15 protein-coding genes are annotated in these 15,686 nt (G+C 70.5%); 6 read left to right on the forward strand and 9 right to left on the reverse strand.

Annotated features, from left to right (window positions below):
• Positions 1-13: 13 nt before the first annotated feature.
• Genes ACFY0U_RS14345 through ACFY0U_RS14365 form a run of 5 tightly spaced genes read right to left on the reverse strand, consistent with a single transcriptional unit; the run spans position 14 to position 7,117 of the window.
• Positions 14-1,144 (reverse strand): acyl-CoA dehydrogenase family protein, encoded by a 1,131-nt coding sequence (locus ACFY0U_RS14345; protein WP_388634949.1) that lies wholly within the window; start codon positions 1,142-1,144, stop codon positions 14-16.
• Between the two features lie 42 nt (positions 1,145-1,186).
• Positions 1,187-3,037, reverse strand: a complete 1,851-nt coding sequence (locus tag ACFY0U_RS14350; protein ID WP_388634951.1) for a biotin carboxylase N-terminal domain-containing protein — start codon at positions 3,035-3,037, stop codon at positions 1,187-1,189.
• Positions 3,038-3,048: 11 nt separating this feature from the next.
• On the reverse strand, positions 3,049-4,647 hold the full coding sequence (locus ACFY0U_RS14355) for an acyl-CoA carboxylase subunit beta (RefSeq protein WP_388634953.1): 1,599 nt from the start codon (positions 4,645-4,647) through the stop codon (positions 3,049-3,051).
• Positions 4,644-6,326: an acyclic terpene utilization AtuA family protein gene (locus ACFY0U_RS14360; protein WP_388634955.1), complete on the reverse strand. Its 1,683-nt coding sequence runs from the start codon at positions 6,324-6,326 to the stop codon at positions 4,644-4,646. Before ACFY0U_RS14360 ends, ACFY0U_RS14355 begins: the two co-directional genes overlap by 4 nt.
• Entirely contained in the window at positions 6,323-7,117 is a 795-nt protein-coding gene (locus ACFY0U_RS14365) for a TIGR03084 family metal-binding protein (protein WP_388634957.1), read from the reverse strand. Before ACFY0U_RS14365 ends, ACFY0U_RS14360 begins: the two co-directional genes overlap by 4 nt.
• 163 nt (positions 7,118-7,280) lie before the next feature.
• Here ACFY0U_RS14365 and ACFY0U_RS14370 point away from each other — a divergent pair, with 163 nt between their 5' ends.
• Positions 7,281-8,126 carry a helix-turn-helix domain-containing protein gene (locus tag ACFY0U_RS14370; protein WP_388634959.1) on the forward strand — a complete coding sequence of 282 codons (846 nt, stop codon included), beginning with the start codon at positions 7,281-7,283 and terminating at the stop codon, positions 8,124-8,126.
• A complete protein-coding gene (locus ACFY0U_RS14375) occupies positions 8,086-8,292 on the forward strand; it encodes a DUF397 domain-containing protein (protein WP_388634961.1) in 207 nt (68 codons plus the stop codon). Before ACFY0U_RS14370 ends, ACFY0U_RS14375 begins: the two co-directional genes overlap by 41 nt.
• Positions 8,293-8,304: 12 nt before the next feature.
• On the opposite strand, the gene ACFY0U_RS14380 is transcribed toward ACFY0U_RS14375, so the two are convergent.
• The gene (locus ACFY0U_RS14380) at positions 8,305-8,979 is read right to left on the reverse strand and encodes a type III effector protein (protein ID WP_388634963.1); all 675 of its coding nucleotides are present in this window, start codon (positions 8,977-8,979) and stop codon (positions 8,305-8,307) included.
• A 128-nt stretch (positions 8,980-9,107) separates the two neighbouring features.
• On the opposite strand from ACFY0U_RS14380, the gene ACFY0U_RS14385 reads away from it, so the two are divergent.
• The 4 genes from ACFY0U_RS14385 to ACFY0U_RS14400 all read left to right on the forward strand — a co-directional run bounded on the left by ACFY0U_RS14385 (position 9,108) and on the right by ACFY0U_RS14400 (position 11,353).
• The gene (locus ACFY0U_RS14385; RefSeq protein WP_388634965.1) at positions 9,108-9,542 is read left to right on the forward strand and encodes an Hsp20/alpha crystallin family protein; all 435 of its coding nucleotides are present in this window, start codon (positions 9,108-9,110) and stop codon (positions 9,540-9,542) included.
• Between the two features lie 91 nt (positions 9,543-9,633).
• Positions 9,634-10,029 (forward strand): DUF2267 domain-containing protein, encoded by a 396-nt coding sequence (locus tag ACFY0U_RS14390; RefSeq protein WP_388634967.1) that lies wholly within the window; start codon positions 9,634-9,636, stop codon positions 10,027-10,029.
• 119 nt (positions 10,030-10,148) lie between these two features.
• A complete protein-coding gene (locus ACFY0U_RS14395; protein ID WP_388634969.1) occupies positions 10,149-10,640 on the forward strand; it encodes a DUF2267 domain-containing protein in 492 nt (163 codons plus the stop codon).
• Positions 10,641-11,008: 368 nt separating this feature from the next.
• Complete coding sequence (locus ACFY0U_RS14400; protein WP_388634971.1) at positions 11,009-11,353, forward strand: MerR family transcriptional regulator; 345 nt, start codon at positions 11,009-11,011, stop codon at positions 11,351-11,353.
• Positions 11,354-11,451: 98 nt separating this feature from the next.
• Here ACFY0U_RS14400 and ACFY0U_RS14405 read toward each other — a convergent pair whose 3' ends face one another.
• The 3 genes from ACFY0U_RS14405 to ACFY0U_RS14415 all read right to left on the reverse strand — a co-directional run bounded on the left by ACFY0U_RS14405 (position 11,452) and on the right by ACFY0U_RS14415 (position 15,602).
• A complete protein-coding gene (locus ACFY0U_RS14405) occupies positions 11,452-12,414 on the reverse strand; it encodes a DMT family transporter (RefSeq protein WP_388634973.1) in 963 nt (320 codons plus the stop codon).
• 159 nt (positions 12,415-12,573) lie between these two features.
• Entirely contained in the window at positions 12,574-13,779 is a 1,206-nt protein-coding gene (locus tag ACFY0U_RS14410) for a serine/threonine-protein kinase (RefSeq protein ID WP_388634975.1), read from the reverse strand.
• Positions 13,776-15,602, reverse strand: a complete 1,827-nt coding sequence (locus ACFY0U_RS14415; protein ID WP_388634977.1) for a hypothetical protein — start codon at positions 15,600-15,602, stop codon at positions 13,776-13,778. The genes ACFY0U_RS14410 and ACFY0U_RS14415 overlap by 4 nt, the downstream gene beginning before the upstream one ends.
• Positions 15,603-15,686: the final 84 nt, after the last annotated feature.

The raw sequence follows: 15,686 nt of genomic DNA on the forward strand, positions 1-15,686 counted from the left end.
CCTCCAAGACGGCCTAGTACGACTTGGGCAGACCCAGGGTCTGGTGGGAGACGTAGTTGAGAATCATCTCCCGGCTCACCGGAGCAATACGAGCCACGCGCGAGGCGGTTATCAACGACGCGAGCCCGAACTCCCGGGTGAGGCCGTTGCCGCCGAGGGTGTGCACGGCCTGGTCGACCGCCTTCACGCAGGCCTCTCCCGCCGCGTACTTCGCCATGTTGGCGGCCTCGCCCGCGCCGACGTCGTCGCCCACGTCGTAGAGATGGGCCGCCTTCTGCATCATCAGACGCGCCAGCTCCAGGTCGATGTGCGCCTGTGCCAAGGGGTGCGCGATGGCCTGGTGGGCGCCGATGGGGGCGTTCCAGACGGTGCGGTCGCGGGCGTACTCGATGGCTTTGGCGAGCGCGTACCTGCCCATGCCGATCGCGAAGGCGGCGGTCATGATCCGTTCGGGGTTGAGGCCGGCGAAGAGCTGGAGGAGGCCCGCGTCCTCGTCTCCGACGAGTGCGTCGGCGGGGAGGCGTACGTCGTCGAGGGTCAGCTCGAACTGCTTCTCCACGGCGTCGAGTTCCATGTCGATCTGGCGGCGGGTGAAGCCGGCCGCGTCCCGGGGGACGATGAAGAGGCAGGGCTTGAGGCGGCCGGTACGGGAGTCCTCGGTGCGGCCGACTATGAGGGTCGCGTCGGCTATGTCCACGCCGGAGATGAAGACCTTGCGACCGGTGAGGAGCCAGTCGGTGCCGTCTTTGCGGGCCGTGGTGGTGATGCGGTGGCTGTTGGAGCCGGCGTCGGGTTCTGTGATGCCGAAGGCCATGGTGCGGGTGCCGTCCGCCAAGGCGGGGAGCCACTCCTGCTTCTGGGCGTCTGTGCCGAAGCGGGCGATCACTGTGCCGCAGATGGCTGGGGAAACGACCATCATGAGCAGGGGGCAGCCCGCGGCTCCCAACTCTTCGAGGACGATGGAGAGTTCGGAGATTCCGCCGCCTCCGCCTCCGTACTCCTCGGGGAGGTTGACTCCCAGATAGCCGAGCTTGGCTGCTTCGGACCAGAGGTCTTCTCGGTTGTAAGTACGGCCGTGGCGCTTGCCCAGGGCGGCTACAGCTGCGCGGAGGGCCTTGTGCTCATCGGTCTCGATCGTGGGCATGTGACTCCTTCGTTGTGGCTGGTCGCGCAGTTCCCCGCGCCCCTACGTGTCCTGGACTACCGCTAGCAACGAACCGACGGTGACTTGGTGGCCGAGTGCCGCGTGCAGGGCCGTGAGCGTGCCTGTGAGGGGAGCCGTGATCTTGTGCTCCATCTTCATTGCCTCCAGCCACAGGAGGGGCTCTCCAGCCCGCACAGGGGCTCCTACGGCCAAGCCCTCCGCGATCCTCACCACCGTTCCCGGCATCGGGGCCATCAAGGAACCCGGAGCCAGCTGGGCCGCGGGGTCGGAGAAGCGGGGCAGTGCCTTCAGCCTCGTGGCGTTCACGAACACCTCGTCGCCGTACCGCGTCACCTCGAACTTGCGCTGCACCCCCTCCACTTCGAGTACGACCAGGCCCGCGTTCGCGTGTACGACGCGCACCCCGTCCGCCTCCAGGCCGTCGCGCGTGGGGCGGTAGCGGACCTCGTGCTCCTCGCCCGCGAGTTCGTAGCGCTTGGTCTGGGGCTGGGAGGGGACGTTGCGCCAGCCTCCGCCGAAGCGGGACGGGCGGCTTCGGGCGTCGGCGAGGGCGGCGGCCAGGGGGGCGTGCGGGTCGGGGTGCGCCGTCGTGAGGGACGGGAGGTGGCGGTCGTAGAACGCCGTGGTCATCGCCGCCGAGGTGAACTCCTCGTGGCGCAGGCTCCGTACCAGGAGGTCCCGGTTGGTCGTCGGGCCGTGGATCGTGGCCCGTTCCAGCGCGCCGGCCAGTTTGCGGAGCGCCTCCGCGCGGGTGGGGGCGTGGGCGATGACCTTGGCGAGCAGGGGGTCGTAGTGGACGCCGATCTCGGTGCCGTCGTCGTAGCCGGTGTCGAGGCGGACGGTGTCGGGGACGGTGAGGCGGTGGAGGGTGCCCGTCTGGGGGGTCCAGTCGGTCGAGGGGTCCTCGGCGTAGAGGCGGGCCTCGACGGCGTGGCCACGCGCGCGTGGGGGGCCGCCCGCGTCCAGTGCGGCGCCCTCGGCCACCGCGATCTGGAGGGCCACCAGGTCCACGTCGAACACCGCTTCCGTCACCGGGTGTTCGACCTGGAGTCGGGTGTTCATCTCCAGGAACTGTGCCTTGTCGTCGGCGACCAGGAACTCGACCGTGCCGACGCCCACGTAGTCGACCGCGCGGGCGGCGCGTACGGACAGCGCGTGCAGCTCGGCCACGAGTTCCTCGGAGAGTCCGGGCGCCGGGGACTCCTCGACGACCTTCTGGTGGCGGCGCTGGAGGGAGCAGTCGCGGGTGCCGAGCGCCCAGACCGTGCCGTGGGTGTCGGCGAGGATCTGGACCTCGACGTGGCGGCCGTTCTCGACGTAGGGCTCGACGAACACCTCGCCGTCCCCGAAGGCGCTCGCGGCCTCGGCGCGCGCGCCTTCCAGTGCGGCGCCCAGCTCCTCCAGGCGGCGCACGATCCGCATCCCGCGCCCCCCGCCGCCCGCGGCCGCCTTCACCAGCAGCGGCAGATCGGCCTCCGTGGGCTCCCCCAGCGGCGCGAGGCCCATCAGCTCCTTCGCGCGCGTCTTGGACGCCATCGCCTCGATCGACGACGGGCTCGGGCCGATCCACACCAGCCCCGCGTCCAGGACGGCGCGTGCGAAGTCCGCGTTCTCGGAGAGGAAGCCGTAGCCGGGGTGCACGGCGTCCGCGCCGGCCGCGACCGCCGCCTTCACGATCAGGTCGTTGCGCAGATACGTCTCCGCGGGGGTCGCCCCCGGCAGCCGTACCGCCGTGTCGGCCACGCGCGCGTGGAGGGCGTTCGCGTCGGCGTCGGAGTGCACGGCGACCGTCCGGATGCCCAACTCACGGCAGGTGCGGAAGACGCGGCAGGCGATCTCGCCGCGGTTGGCGACGAGGACAGAAGTGATCACTGGAAGGTCCCTCACATCCGGAAGACGCCGAAGCCGCCGCGCGCACCCTCGTACGGCGCCGTGTGGATGGCCGACAGGCACAGGCCGAGGACGGTCCGGGTGTCGCGGGGGTCGATGACGCCGTCGTCGTAGAGCCGCCCGGACAGGAACATCGGCAGCGACTCGGACTCGATCTGCTGCTCCACCAGGGCCCGCAGTGCCGCGTCCCCCTCCTCGTCGTACGGCAGCCCCTTCGCCGCCGCCGACTGCCGGGCCACGATCGAGAGGACGCCGGCGAGCTGCTGCGGGCCCATGACGGCCGACTTGGCGCTGGGCCAGGCGAAGAGGAAGCGGGGGTCGTAGGCCCGCCCGCACATGCCGTAGTGCCCGGCGCCGTACGAGGCCCCCATCAGCACGGACAGGTGGGGGACGCGGGAGTTGGACACCGCGTTGATCATCATCGCGCCGTGCTTGATGATGCCGCCCTGCTCGTACTCCTTGCCGACCATGTAGCCGGTGGTGTTGTGCAGGAAGAGGAGCGGGATGTCGCGCTGGTTGGCCAGCTGGATGAACTGGGCCGCCTTCTGGGACTCCTCGGAGAACAGCACGCCTTGGGCGTTCGCCAGCACGCCGACCGGATAGCCGTGCAGCGAGGCCCAGCCCGTCGTCAGGCTGGTCCCGTACAGCGGCTTGAACTCGTCGAAGTCGGAGGCGTCGACGATCCGGGCGATGACCTCGCGGGGGTCGAAGGGGATCTTCAGATCGCCGGGAACGATGCCGAGGAGCTCCTCGTTGGAGTACTTGGGCGGCTCGACGGGACCTGGATCGTCGTACGCCTTGCGGTGGTTCAGGCGTGCCACCACTCTCCGCGCCTGCCGCAGCGCGTCCTGCTCGTCGACTGCGAAGTAGTCCGCGAGACCCGACACGCGTGCGTGCATCTCGGCACCGCCCAGCGACTCGTCGTCGCTCTCCTCGCCGGTCGCCATCTTCACCAGGGGTGGCCCGCCGAGGAACACCTTCGCGCGTTCCTTGACCATGATCACGTGGTCGGACATTCCGGGGATGTACGCGCCCCCGGCGGTGGAGTTGCCGAACACGACCGCGACCGTCGGAATACCGGCCGCCGAAAGCCGGGTGAGATCCCGGAAGATCGCGCCGCCCGGGATGAAGATCTCCTTCTGGGAGGGCAGATCGGCGCCCCCGGACTCCACCAGGCTGATGCAGGGCAGCCGGTTGGCGAGCGCGATGTCATTGGCGCGCAACGCCTTCTTCAGCGACCAGGGGTTGCTGGCGCCGCCGCGCACGGTCGGATCGTTGGCGGTGATCAGGCACTCCACGCCCTCGACGACACCGATCCCGGTGACGAGCGAGGCACCGACCGTGTAGTCGCTGCCCCAGGCGGCCAGCGGGGACAGTTCCAGGAAGGGAGTATCCGGATCGAGGAGCAGCTCGATGCGTTCGCGGGCGAGCAGCTTGCCGCGCTTGCGATGCCGTTGGACGTACTTCTCGCCGCCGCCCGCGAGGGCCTTGGCGTGCTCGGCGTCCAGTTCGGCGAGCTTGGCGAGCATGGTCTCGCGGTGGGCGCGGTAGTCGGGGCCGTTGGTGTCCAACGCCGACGACAGGACGGTCACACCAGCTCCTCGGGGATGTCCAGGTGGCGGGAGCGCAGCCATTCGCCGAGGGCCTTGGCCTGCGGGTCGAAGCGGTGCTGGGCGGCGACGCCGGCGCCGAGGATGCCCTCGACGACGAAGTTGAGGGCGCGGAGGGCGGGGAGGGCGTGCCGGGTGACGTGCAAGTCCGCTGTTTCTGGAAGGAGTTCACGGAAGCGGTCGACGGTCAGCGTGTGCGCGAGCCAGCGCCAGGCCTCGTCGGTCCGGGCCCAGACGCCCACGTTGGCGTTCCCGCCCTTGTCGCCGCTGCGGGCACCGGCGACGAGACCGAGCGGGGCGCGGCGCGTAGGCCCTGGCTGCCCGCCGGCCTGCCACGGCTCGGGCAGCGGTGGCTCCGGCACGTCGTCGAGTACGGCGGTGTCCTGGGCCGGTGCCACAGGGACCCGCCGCCCGTCATGGAGGACCGCCACATGGGGGACGGCGTCATGGGGGACGTACACATCCTCGAAGACCCCATAAGGCGCGCCCTTTCCCGGTGGGGCGAGCACATGGAAGCCGGGGTAGCTCGCGAGCGCGAGCTCGATGGCGGCCCCGCTGAGCGCCCGTCCCACGGTTTCCTGGTCCGGGTCCCGTACGACGAGCCGCAGCAGCGCGCTCGCGGTCTCCTCGGTGTCGGCGTCGGGACGGTCGGTGCGGACCAGGTCCCAGCGGACGTCGGCGGCTTTGGCGAGTACGGGATCCATCTGCTGCCGTACCAGGGCCGCCTTGGACTCGATGTCGAGGCCGGTCAGCACGAAGGCGACCTCGTTGCGGAAGCCGCCGAGCCGGTTGAGGCCGACCTTGAGGGTGGGGGGCGGGGGTTCGCCGTGGACACCGTCGATGCGGACGCGGTCGGGGCCGTCCTGGGTGAGGCGGACGGTGTCGAGGCGGGCGGTGACGTCGGGGCCCGCGTACCGGGCGCCGCCCGTCTCGTACAGGAGCTGTGCGGTCACCGTGCCGATGTCGACGAAGCCGCCGGTGCCGGGGTGTTTGGTGATGACCGCCGTGCCGTCCTCGTGGAGCTCGGCGAGGGGGAAGCCGGGGCGCCGGACGTCCCCGTCCTGGAAGAACGAGTAGTTCCCGCCGGTCGCCTGTGTCCCGCACTCCAGCACATGCCCGGCGACGACGGCTCCGGCCAGCCGGTCGTACTCCCTGGGCTCCCACCCGAAGTGCGCGGCGGCGGGCCCGGTGACCAGCGCCGCGTCCGTCACCCGCCCGGTGACCACGATGTCGGCGCCCTCGCGGAGGCAAGCGGCGATGCCGAAGCCGCCGAGGTAGGCGTGGGCGGCGAGGCTGCCGGGGTGCTGTGCGGTGAGGTCGTCGCCCTCGACGTGGGCGACACGGACCGGGATGCCGAGCCGGTCCGCCAACTCCCTTACCCGGTCGGCGAGTCCGGCGGGGTTGAGGCCGCCGGCGTTGGTCACGAGCTTGACGCCCCGCTCGTGGGCGAGGCCGAGGGATTCCTCGAGTTGGCGCAGGAAGGTGCGGGCGTAGCCGGCGCCGGGGTCCTTCAGGCGGTCGCGGCCGAGGATGAGCATGGTCAGTTCGGCGAGGTAGTCGCCGGTGAGGACGTCGAGTTCGCCGCCGGTGAGCATCTCGCGCAAGGCGTCGAAGCGGTCGCCGTAGAAGCCGGAGGCGTTGCCGATACGCAACGTGCTCATCCGGCCGCCCCCTTAGGCGGGCGCCCTTCACCCGGTGGGCCCGCGAAGGCCTGGGCGATGTCGAGCCAGCGGTCGGCGTCGGCGCCTTCGGTGCGCAGGGCCAGGTCGGTGCGGTGGGCTCGGTGGGTGACGAGGAGGCAGAAGTCGAGGGCGGGGCCGGTGACGTGATCGGTGGCGCTCTCGGGGCCGTAGGTCCACAACTCGCCTGAGGGTGCGGTGAGTTCGACGCGGAACTCCTCGAAGGGCGGGGTCAGTCCGTGCACGCCGAAGGAGAAGTCGCGGGTGCGGACGCCGAGGCGGGCGATGTGGCTCAGCCGGTCGGTGGGGGTACGGGTCACGCCCAGCGCGTCCGCCACGTCCAGGCCGTGGGCCCAGGTCTCCATGAGACGGGCGGTGGCCATGGAGGCGGTGGACATGGGCGGGCCGTACCAGGGGAAGCGGGCGCCGTCGGGGGCGGTCCGCAGGGCGTCGGCCAGGGCCCTCCGCCCGGTCCGCCAGTCCGCGAGCAGCTGCTCGGGCGGCTTCCCGGCCCCCTCCTCCGCACCGTTGTCCACGAAGTCACCGGGCGCGGCCAGCGCCTTCTCGACCTCGCGGGAGAAGGCGTCCTGATCGGTCACCGCGAGCAGGGAGGAGTGGTCGGTCCAGGCGAGGTGGGCGATCTGATGGGCGACGGTCCAGCGCGGCGCCGGGGTCGCGAGCGCCCACTGCTCGGGCTTCAGCTCTCCCACGAGCAGGTCGAGTTCGTCGCTCTCGGCGCACAGATCGTCGATGACGGGCGTCGGGTCTGCCATGGGGCGAGGATGGCAGCGCGTCCAGAAACAAGCAAGCGTGCTTGCATGAATATTTCGACGAGGCTCTCGGGTGGCGGGATGACTTGAAGGGCGGCCGAGTTTTCCACAAGCCGAGATCTCTGTGCATCCGAATGGCTACTCTCAGTCATGGGAGGTGGTCGACATGCGGATCCGTGAACTCGACCCGAGCGCATCGCCGTTGGACTACTACGGCTACGAGCTGCGCCGGATGCGGGAGGAGGCGGGACTCACGCTGGCGCAGCTCGGGTCGATCGTGTTCTGCACGGGGTCGCTGATCGGACAGATCGAGACGGCGGCGAAGGTGCCGCAGCGGGAGTTCTCGGAGCGGGTGGACGCGGCGCTGGGGACGGACGGGGTGTTCTCGCGGCTGGTGGGGTTGGTACTGCGCAGTCAGTTGCCGAACTGGTTCCAGCCATATGCGGAGATGGAGGCGAAGGCGGGGTTCATCTCGACGTACCAGTGCCAGTTGGTGCACGGGCTTCTACAGACGGAGGCCTACGCACGAGCCGTGCTCGGCGTAGAGCACTCGAACCGGCTTGACGAGATGGTGGCGGCACGGATGGACCGGCAGCGCATCCTGGCGCGGGAGCAGCCGCCGGTGCTGTGGGTCGTGCTGGACGAGGCAGTGCTGTATCGGGAGATCGGCGGCCGGGGGGTCATGCGGGAGCAACTGGCACACCTGCTGGGCCTGTTCGGCCGTCAGTGGATGGAGATCCAGGTGCTGCCGTTCTCGGCGGGGCAACACGCCGGGATGATGGGCTCGTTCACGCTGTTCCGGTTCGACAGCGATCCGGACCTGCACTACAGCGAGAGCTACGACCAGGGCCACCTGACCGCCAATCCGCCAGTGATCAAAGAGCGTTCTCTCGGTTACGCTCGCTTGCAGGCTGCGGCCCTCTCACCGAGAGACTCGGCCGCCCTGATCGCCCGCGTGATGGAGGAACGCTATGGGGAGCAACCTGAACCTGACGCGCGCGCAGTGGCGTAAGTCGTCGTACAGCGGAAGCAGTGGCGGCGAGTGCGTCGAGGTCGCCCACCTCACCCCCCACATCGCCGTCCGCGACTCCAAGAACCCCCATGCCGGGGTCCTTTCCCTCACCCCCGAGGCCTTCACTCGCTTCGTGACGGCAGCCGGTGGTGGTGTCCTCCGCTGACGACGGGTCCCGTCAGGCCCGCCGCTGGTTTGAGCTGTGTCGGCGGAGTCGGTCGGCGTGGCGGGCGATGTCGTCGACGTGCGCCGCGAGGTCGGGGTGGGCGGGTGCCAGATACGGGTGCGTGTCCGTCAGGGGGGTGACGAGGGTGGCCGGGTCGTTGTCGGCGAGGGCGGCGGTGAGCTCGGCCAGTGGGGGGCGGGCGGCGGTGGGGAGGTCGGTGAGTGCGGTGATCTGGCCGGCGAGCTGGCGCAGGGTGGCGGCGTTGGCACGGGCCCAGGCGGTGACGGTGCGGTCGCCGGCACGGCGGTCGCGGGTGGCTTGTACCCGCTGCTCGCCTGTGGAGCCCGGGTTGCCGGGGCGGACGCGCAGGTAGCGGCGTTCGGCGGCCTGGCGGCTGGAGACGCCGAGGGGATGGGCGAGGTCGGCCCAGCTGGCGCCGGCTTCCCGCGCGGCTTCGATCAGGCCTGCTTCCCATTCGGCGAGTTGCTCACGTGCTTGGCGCAGCAGCAGGAGCGCGGAGAGCGCCTGCTCGGAGTCGGCTTCGTCGGGCCCGGTGGGCTGCCCCTCCTGTGTGGCCTGGGCGGTGTGCAGGGCCTCGTGAATCGTGTTCAGTGCCGCGGCGGCGGCGAGGAAGGACGCCGGCGTGAGACCGCGGGCGCGGGGAGCGGGCTGATCGTCCCTGGTCATCGGGCCTCCAACGGTGTTGTCATCATGTCGATGACACTCGACTTGTCATCGCTTGGATGACATGTTACAACGTTGGCAGGTGAACGCATTGGCACAGTGCCTGACCCGAACGCTGGAGGTGTTTGACGATGTTGATGCGTACCGACCCTTTCCGCGAGCTTGACCGGCTCACCCAGCAACTGCTGAACACGACTGGGACCTGGTCGCGGCCGTCGCCGATGCCGATGGACGCCTACCGGGAGGGCGAGGAGTATGTGATCACCTTCGACCTGCCCGGTGTGACCACGGACGCGATCGACATCGACGTCGAGCGGAACATGCTGACCGTCAAGGCCGAGCGGCGGCCCGTCGCCAAGGCGGACGAGGTGCAGATGGAGCTGTCCGAGCGGCCGCTGGGTGTCTTCTCCCGCCAGCTCGTGCTGGCCGACACCCTGGACTCCGAGCACATCAAGGCGGACTACGAAGCAGGGGTGCTGACCCTGCGCATCCCGATCGCCGAGCGCGCCAAGCCCCGCAAGGTCACCATCGGTGGCGGCTCCGCGCGCAAGGAGATCAGCGGCTGAATCCCCCCAGCCGCATCGGAGACGGGGGACGGCTCCGCCCCCGAGGCCGCCCCCGTCCCCGGCTCCGCCGCACACAGGCACGGGAGCAGTCATGGTGATGCGATGGGAGGCGTTCCTTCACCAGGTCAAGGAACGCGGCCAGTACGAGACCACCGAGGAAGCCGAGCGGGCGGCCCGCACGGTGCTGGCGCTGCTGGGAGCACATCTGGTGGGCGAGGTACGGGCGGACCTGGCCGCCCGGCTGCCGGAGGATCTGGCGCTCGTCCTGCTCAATCCGCTCCAGGCACGCGAGCCGCTGTCTCCCGAGCGGTTCGTGCGGGCCACCGCGGCCTGGATCGAGGGAGCGACCGAACAGACCGCCGCCTGGGACGTGAGTGCCGTGCTCAGCGTGGCCGCGGACGCGGCGGGCGAGGAACTCACCTGCCGCGTCCTGCTCCAGCTCCCCGTCGGCTACGACCTGCTGTTCGGCCACCCCCAGCACGTTTAGCCCCCAGGCGGCGACACCCCATCCCCTGACCGAACAACGCCGGGGGCCGACGGGCGAGCCCCCGGTCCCCGGCCCCCGCTTCGCGACCACTTCAGACGAGAAAGGCAACCGCGTCAGCGATGATCCCCCTGCATGAGCCGTGCCGTTCCACCGTGGGCATGACGTTCGAGCAGATGCTGGAAAGAGTGCGCTATGACGGCGCCTATCCCACCCGCGCGCAGGCCGAGCAGGCGGTGCGCGCGGTGCTGGCCGGCCTGGGGCGCCAGCTCACGGGTGATGAGCGCGTGGAGCTCGCGGCCAGGCTGCCGCACGAGGCCGCCGTCACCTTCACCTCGGAGATCCCTGCCACGCAGCCCCTCACCGGCTGGGGCTTCGTCAAGGACCTGACCTCCCGAACCGGCGGCACGATGGCCACCACCCGCTGGGACGCCGGCACCGTCCTGCGCGTCGTGGCCCAGCTCGCCGGCGACGAGCTCCTCAGCCGCATCCTCGCCCGACTCCCCGCCGGCTACGCCCTGCTGTTCGGCCGCGCCGAGCTCACTCAGGCGGCCTGGCGCGCGGACGGGCGGTGTACGGCTGTGGAACAGGGCCGGCACACCGCGGCCGCGTGACCCACTCTTCCGGGTGTATTTGCAGCAGAACTCCACTTATTGACCCTGAAGAAAACCTGTAGCGGCTACAGTAGACATTAGCTAGCCGCAGGGCTACTGTTCTGGCTGTACCCCAGAAAGCGAAAGTAAGGAGCAGACGCCATCAGGATCGCCCGGGCGAGGAAGAAGTCCGCCCGGGTACCGCAGGCCCCGGATTGGAAGGTGGTCCCCGGTCACGCATCCGCGATCCCCGCAGTCCCGCCCACCCAGGCGGAGCCTGTGGATACAGAAGGCCGGCGCAGTCAGCCGGTAGATGGTGTTGAAAGCTCGGGGCCCGGGTGCCGCACGGCACCCGGGCCCCCCGACGCGTCCGCCGAAAGAAGAGGTCTATGCCCCCTGCCGATTCCCGCCCTGTCGACAATCTCGACGATGACGACTACCCCGCCTACACCATGGGCCGGGCCGCCGAGATGCTCGGCACCACACCCGCCTTCCTCCGCGCCCTCGGCGAACACCGCCTGATCACCCCTCTGCGCTCCGAAGGCGGCCACCGCCGCTACTCCCGCTACCAGCTCCGCATCGCCTCCCGCGCCCGCGAACTGGTCGACCAGGGCACCCCCATCGAGGCCGCCTGCCGCATCGTCATCCTCGAAGACCAACTCGAAGAAGCCCGGCGCATCAACGAACGACTGCGCACCCAGGGCCACGAGTCGCAGCCGAAGACCTCAGCCTGAATCAGAACCGTTCGCCCGGGTCGATCGGCCCCGGCGGGGGTGGTTCGCCGACGTGCGCACCCGGTGTTCCGTTGTCCATGGCACCTCAGGGCTAGGCGTCAACTGCCCAGGACGTCCGGCGACTTCGCCTTGCCCCGCCCCACCTGAGTCCGTACCGCGCCCATGCTCGCCGCGATCACCAGCGCGATCGCCGCGGACTCCGTGACGGTCAGGGCCTGGCTCAGGACGAGGAAGCCGGCGGTCGCGGCGATGGCCGGTTCCAGGCTCATCATGATCGCGAAGGTGGAGGCGGGAAGGCGGCGCAGGGCGACGAGTTCGAGGGTGTAGGGCAGGACCGAGGAGAGGACCGCCACGGCCGAGCCGAGGGCGATCGTCGTCGGGTCGAGGAGCTTCGTGCCGGATTCGGCGACGCCCAGCGGGAGGAACAGCACTGCCGCGACCACCATGGCGAGGGCGAGCCCGTCGGCCTGCGGGAAGCGGCGGCCCGTACGGGCGCTGAAGACGATGTACGCCGCCCACATGGCACCGGCGCCCAGAGCGAACAGCACGCCGACGGGGTCGAGGCCGCCGAAGCCTCCGCCGCTGAGCAGGAAGACGCCGCCGAGGGCGAGAGCCGCCCAGACGAGGTTGACCGCCCGGCGGGAGGCGACGACGGACAGCGCCAGCGGGCCGAGGACCTCCAGGGCGACCGCCGGGCCCAGCGGGATCCGGTCGATGGACTGGTAGAAGAGCCCGTTCATCCCGGCCATCGTGACGCCGAAGACCACGACCGTGCCCCAGTCCGCCCGCGTGTACCCGCGCAGCCTCGGCCGGCAGACCACGAGCAGCACCAGCGCGGCCGCCACCAGTCGCAGGGTCACCACACCGGCCGCCCCGGCCCGCGGCATCAGACTCGCCGCGAGGGCACCGCCGAACTGCACCGAGACACCCGCGGACAGCACCAGCCCGATGGAACCGAGGGAGCCCCAGCGGCGCGGGTCACCTGCCGGGGTCCGGGGATCCGGGGCCGACGAAGGCGCGGCGGAAGCGGAGGGGGAGGCGGCTGTGCTGGGGGTGGTCACGGGGCCTTCCAGAGCGGTTGATGCCGGGTTCGTTCATCGTGCTGCACTACGAAGTCCAGAGTAATGGACTCAGTCAGGTTCGTGAACCCTTTATGCAACTGTCCCGGATGACCCGCATCACCCATCACCCCCAGGGGCTTCCGCCCCGTGGTCCGAACGTCAGGGGTTCGTGCGGTCGTCCAGGTCGTCCGCCCGGTCCGTCCACCGCTTCATCTCCACGTACGCGTCCCTCACCCGGCGGTGCTGGCGGCCCAGGCGGGTGGCGCAGAAGTGGCCGAGGCTGCGGTACAGCGCGGCGGCGCCGCGGGCGTCGCCCGACTGGCCGGTGAGCTTGGCCTGGTAGGCACGGGCGTCGAGCACCTCGTCGTCCAGTTCGCCCTTCTGCCGGGTGCGTTCGCGGATGAAGAGCTCGTTCTCCCGGATCTTGGCGACGTAGTCGGTTCTGACGTGCGGCTGCGCCTCGCCCAGGAGGGAGACACGGAGCGCCGGCATCCGGTCCTCGCCGCCGGACGGCCGCCGCAGGACCGTGCGGGTGATCCGGTACACCTCGTCCGCGTCCTCGGGCCGGTCCTCGGGGTCCTTGGCGAGCAGCCGCAGCACCAGGTTGTCGAGGCGCTCGGGGATCCCGGCGCGGTAGGCGCTGGGAGGCGTCGGCGGCTCATGAAGATGGAGGCCCGCCACGTAGGCGTAGTCCGAGTACGGGTTGCCGAAGGGGGTACGCCCGGTCAGCATCTCGTACAGGACGCAGCCCAGTGAGTACAGGTCCGTGCGGGGCGTGCCCGGCTCGCCCCGGAGACGCTCGGGTGCCGCGTAGAGCACGGTGTTGTGGGCACTGCGGGACTCGGTCGCGTTCAGGAACCGGGCCAGCCCGAAGTCGGCGACCTTGGCGCGGGCCTTCGCCGCGGTGATCATGATGTTGGCGGGCTTGATGTCCCGGTGGATGATGCCCTGGGCGTGGATGGCGCCGAGCCCGACGCAGATGTCCTGGGTCCAGCGCACGAACTGTTCCAGGGTGAGTTCGAGCCGGTCGCGCTCGGCCAGCAGCTGGGCGAGGGACGCGCCGTCGATGAACTCCATGACGAAGTAGAGGCCGTCGGGTTCCCGGCCCCGGTCGTGGATCACCGCCACATGAGAGTTGTTGTCGATCTGCGCCATGGAGCGAACCTCGACCTCGAACAACCGGATGCGTTCGTCGAGTTCCGCGTTCTTACCGGACCGGGCGAGGCGGGCCAGCGGCAGCACCTTCACGGCGACCCGCCGGTCGTGCAGGTCCTCGTCCCGTCCCTCCCACACCTGCCCCATCCCGCCTTCGCCGACCAGCCGCACCAGCCGGTAGCGGCCCTTCAGCAGGCGCCCCTCGTTCACCGTGCGGACCTCGGCACGGGCGGGGTCCAGCCCTGGAGCGCGGTGAGCCCGTCGGCGTACGCGCTCCAGGTGTCGTAGAGCACCCGGCGCTCGCCCAGCGCCTGCTCCAGCCGCCGCACCGCGTGTTGCCGTCGGACCTGGCCGAGCCTCTCCAACCGCCGTCTCTCGGCGGGCACCCACTGGTACTCGTACCAGCACACCAGCGCGCCCAGCAGGCCGAGCAGCAGCGCCAGCCAGCTCAGCAGGAACGCGAAGACCGTTCCGGCCACGACCCCCGCGGCACCGCCCAGCGCCCGGGACCAGCGGGGCTGGACGGACGCGACCTGCTGTCGTGTCTCCCGCTCCACATGGCCGGTGAGGGCCACCCGAAGCTCTGGTTCGCCGGTGTCCTCGGCCGGCAGGTTCGCGTGCCAGCCCTCGATGACGACGCTCAGGGACCGGGGGCGCTGTTGCAGCGACGTCCGGACGAACGCCGTGGACATGGACTGGAGCTGCGGCCAGACGCAGGCCAGTGCGAGCCGCCGGGCCGCCGCCCCCAGCTCGACCTGGCTCGGCCCGAACACGGCGTTGTCGAGGAGTTCCTCGAAGGTCACGACCTCCGCGTCGACCGACTGACGCACCTCGTGCTCGCGGGCCGCCGCCGCCTCGTCGCCCTTGGCGTCCTTGAGCCGCTGCTGCCACTCGATCTGCGCGTGCAACTCGGCCTCGTCGGGCTCCAGCCGGTCTATCAGGTGCTCGAGAGCGCTGTGTACGTGTTCCCGCCGGGCCCGCGGATCTCCCGGCTCGGGCGTCTGCGGAAACTGGTCGGTCAGATAGGCCAGGGTGCCCTGCGCCACGGTCGCCCGTTCGTACGCTTCGACCAGCTGCTGCCAGTTGCCGGCGTAGACCTGCCGCAGGGTGGCGAACTCCCCTTCCGGCAGCTGGGTTCGCAGCTGCCACATACGGTCCCGCCAGCGCACCAGCCGGTCCTGCCGTCGCGTCTCGCCGTCGATCGCCGCAGGGGCCTCGGTGTACCAGCGGTCCATCGTGCGGACGGCATAGGTGTGGGCCTGGGCGCCGAGTTCGTTGCCCGCCGCCGCTTCCAGCACGACCAGGAAGTCCTGGGTGAGGCGGTCCGGGTCGAGGGTCTGGAGGTAGAGGTCCATGTAGCCGCCGGCGCCGGAGTCCTTACCGAGCCGGGCCGCTATGAGGGCGTGGAAGAGGAGGGTCTTGGACTCGTCCAGTCCGGAGGCGTAGCCGCTGGCCTCGGCGCTCAGATCCGGCTGCCCGCAGTAGTCCGCCGCCGCCGAGAGCAGGGCCGGCGCGAGCCAGAACTCCGGCTCGTGCAGAAAGCGTTCCTGCACGCACTGCTTGATGTGCGCGGTGTCGACCAGCCCGCGGCGCACGTTCTCCTCGGTGGCCGTGTTGACCAGACCGTGGGCCAGCTTGCGGGTGCGGGTGCGCTCCGTGAAGCGGCGATCGCGCTCGGCCGTGAGCCGCGCGTGCTCCATCTGGGCGTCGCGCTTGATCTCGTTGCGCCGCCATTCCGACTGGAACTCCGTGAGGAATTCCTGCTGTCGGGTCAGCCGGGCGTCGATCTGCGACACGTCGTCCCGCAGTGTGCCCAGATCGCCGGTGACCCGCGTCAGCCGGCTCTCCAGTCCGCCGATCTCACCGGTCAGACCACGCACCGAGCCCTGGAGGGCGGACAGTTGACCGGCCTGGAGCCGCTGCGAGTTGTCGACCCTGTCGATTCCGGCACTGAGCGACCTCAGCGCCTCACCGATCTGCCTGTCCTTCTCGTTCTGGTTCTGGCCCTGGTTCTGGCCCTGGTTCTGGTCCACCCCACCCCCCGAGGAGCCGCCTGCGTGTGCGTACGATGCGGCATCGGCCGGAATGGACACAAGGCCGCCTCCCGCCAAGTACGG

Source organism: Streptomyces sp. NPDC001536, assembly GCF_042894505.1.
Classification (GTDB): domain Bacteria; phylum Actinomycetota; class Actinomycetes; order Streptomycetales; family Streptomycetaceae; genus Streptomyces.

Excerpts from the sequence above, each read along its gene's own strand:
- ACFY0U_RS14380 (WP_388634963.1), bottom strand. The coding sequence starts at position 8,979 with ATGACCAGGGACGATCAGCCCGCTCCCCGCGCCCGCGGTCTCACGCCG.
- ACFY0U_RS14360 (WP_388634955.1), bottom strand. The coding sequence starts at position 6,326 with ATGAGCACGTTGCGTATCGGCAACGCCTCCGGCTTCTACGGCGACCGC.
- ACFY0U_RS14345 (WP_388634949.1), bottom strand. The coding sequence starts at position 1,144 with ATGCCCACGATCGAGACCGATGAGCACAAGGCCCTCCGCGCAGCTGTA.
- ACFY0U_RS14365 (WP_388634957.1), bottom strand. The coding sequence starts at position 7,117 with ATGGCAGACCCGACGCCCGTCATCGACGATCTGTGCGCCGAGAGCGAC.
- ACFY0U_RS14400 (WP_388634971.1), top strand. The coding sequence starts at position 11,009 with ATGCCCCCTGCCGATTCCCGCCCTGTCGACAATCTCGACGATGACGAC.
- ACFY0U_RS14390 (WP_388634967.1), top strand. The coding sequence starts at position 9,634 with ATGGTGATGCGATGGGAGGCGTTCCTTCACCAGGTCAAGGAACGCGGC.
- ACFY0U_RS14370 (WP_388634959.1), top strand. The coding sequence starts at position 7,281 with ATGCGGATCCGTGAACTCGACCCGAGCGCATCGCCGTTGGACTACTAC.
- ACFY0U_RS14375 (WP_388634961.1), top strand. The coding sequence starts at position 8,086 with ATGGGGAGCAACCTGAACCTGACGCGCGCGCAGTGGCGTAAGTCGTCG.
- ACFY0U_RS14385 (WP_388634965.1), top strand. The coding sequence starts at position 9,108 with ATGTTGATGCGTACCGACCCTTTCCGCGAGCTTGACCGGCTCACCCAG.
- ACFY0U_RS14395 (WP_388634969.1), top strand. The coding sequence starts at position 10,149 with ATGATCCCCCTGCATGAGCCGTGCCGTTCCACCGTGGGCATGACGTTC.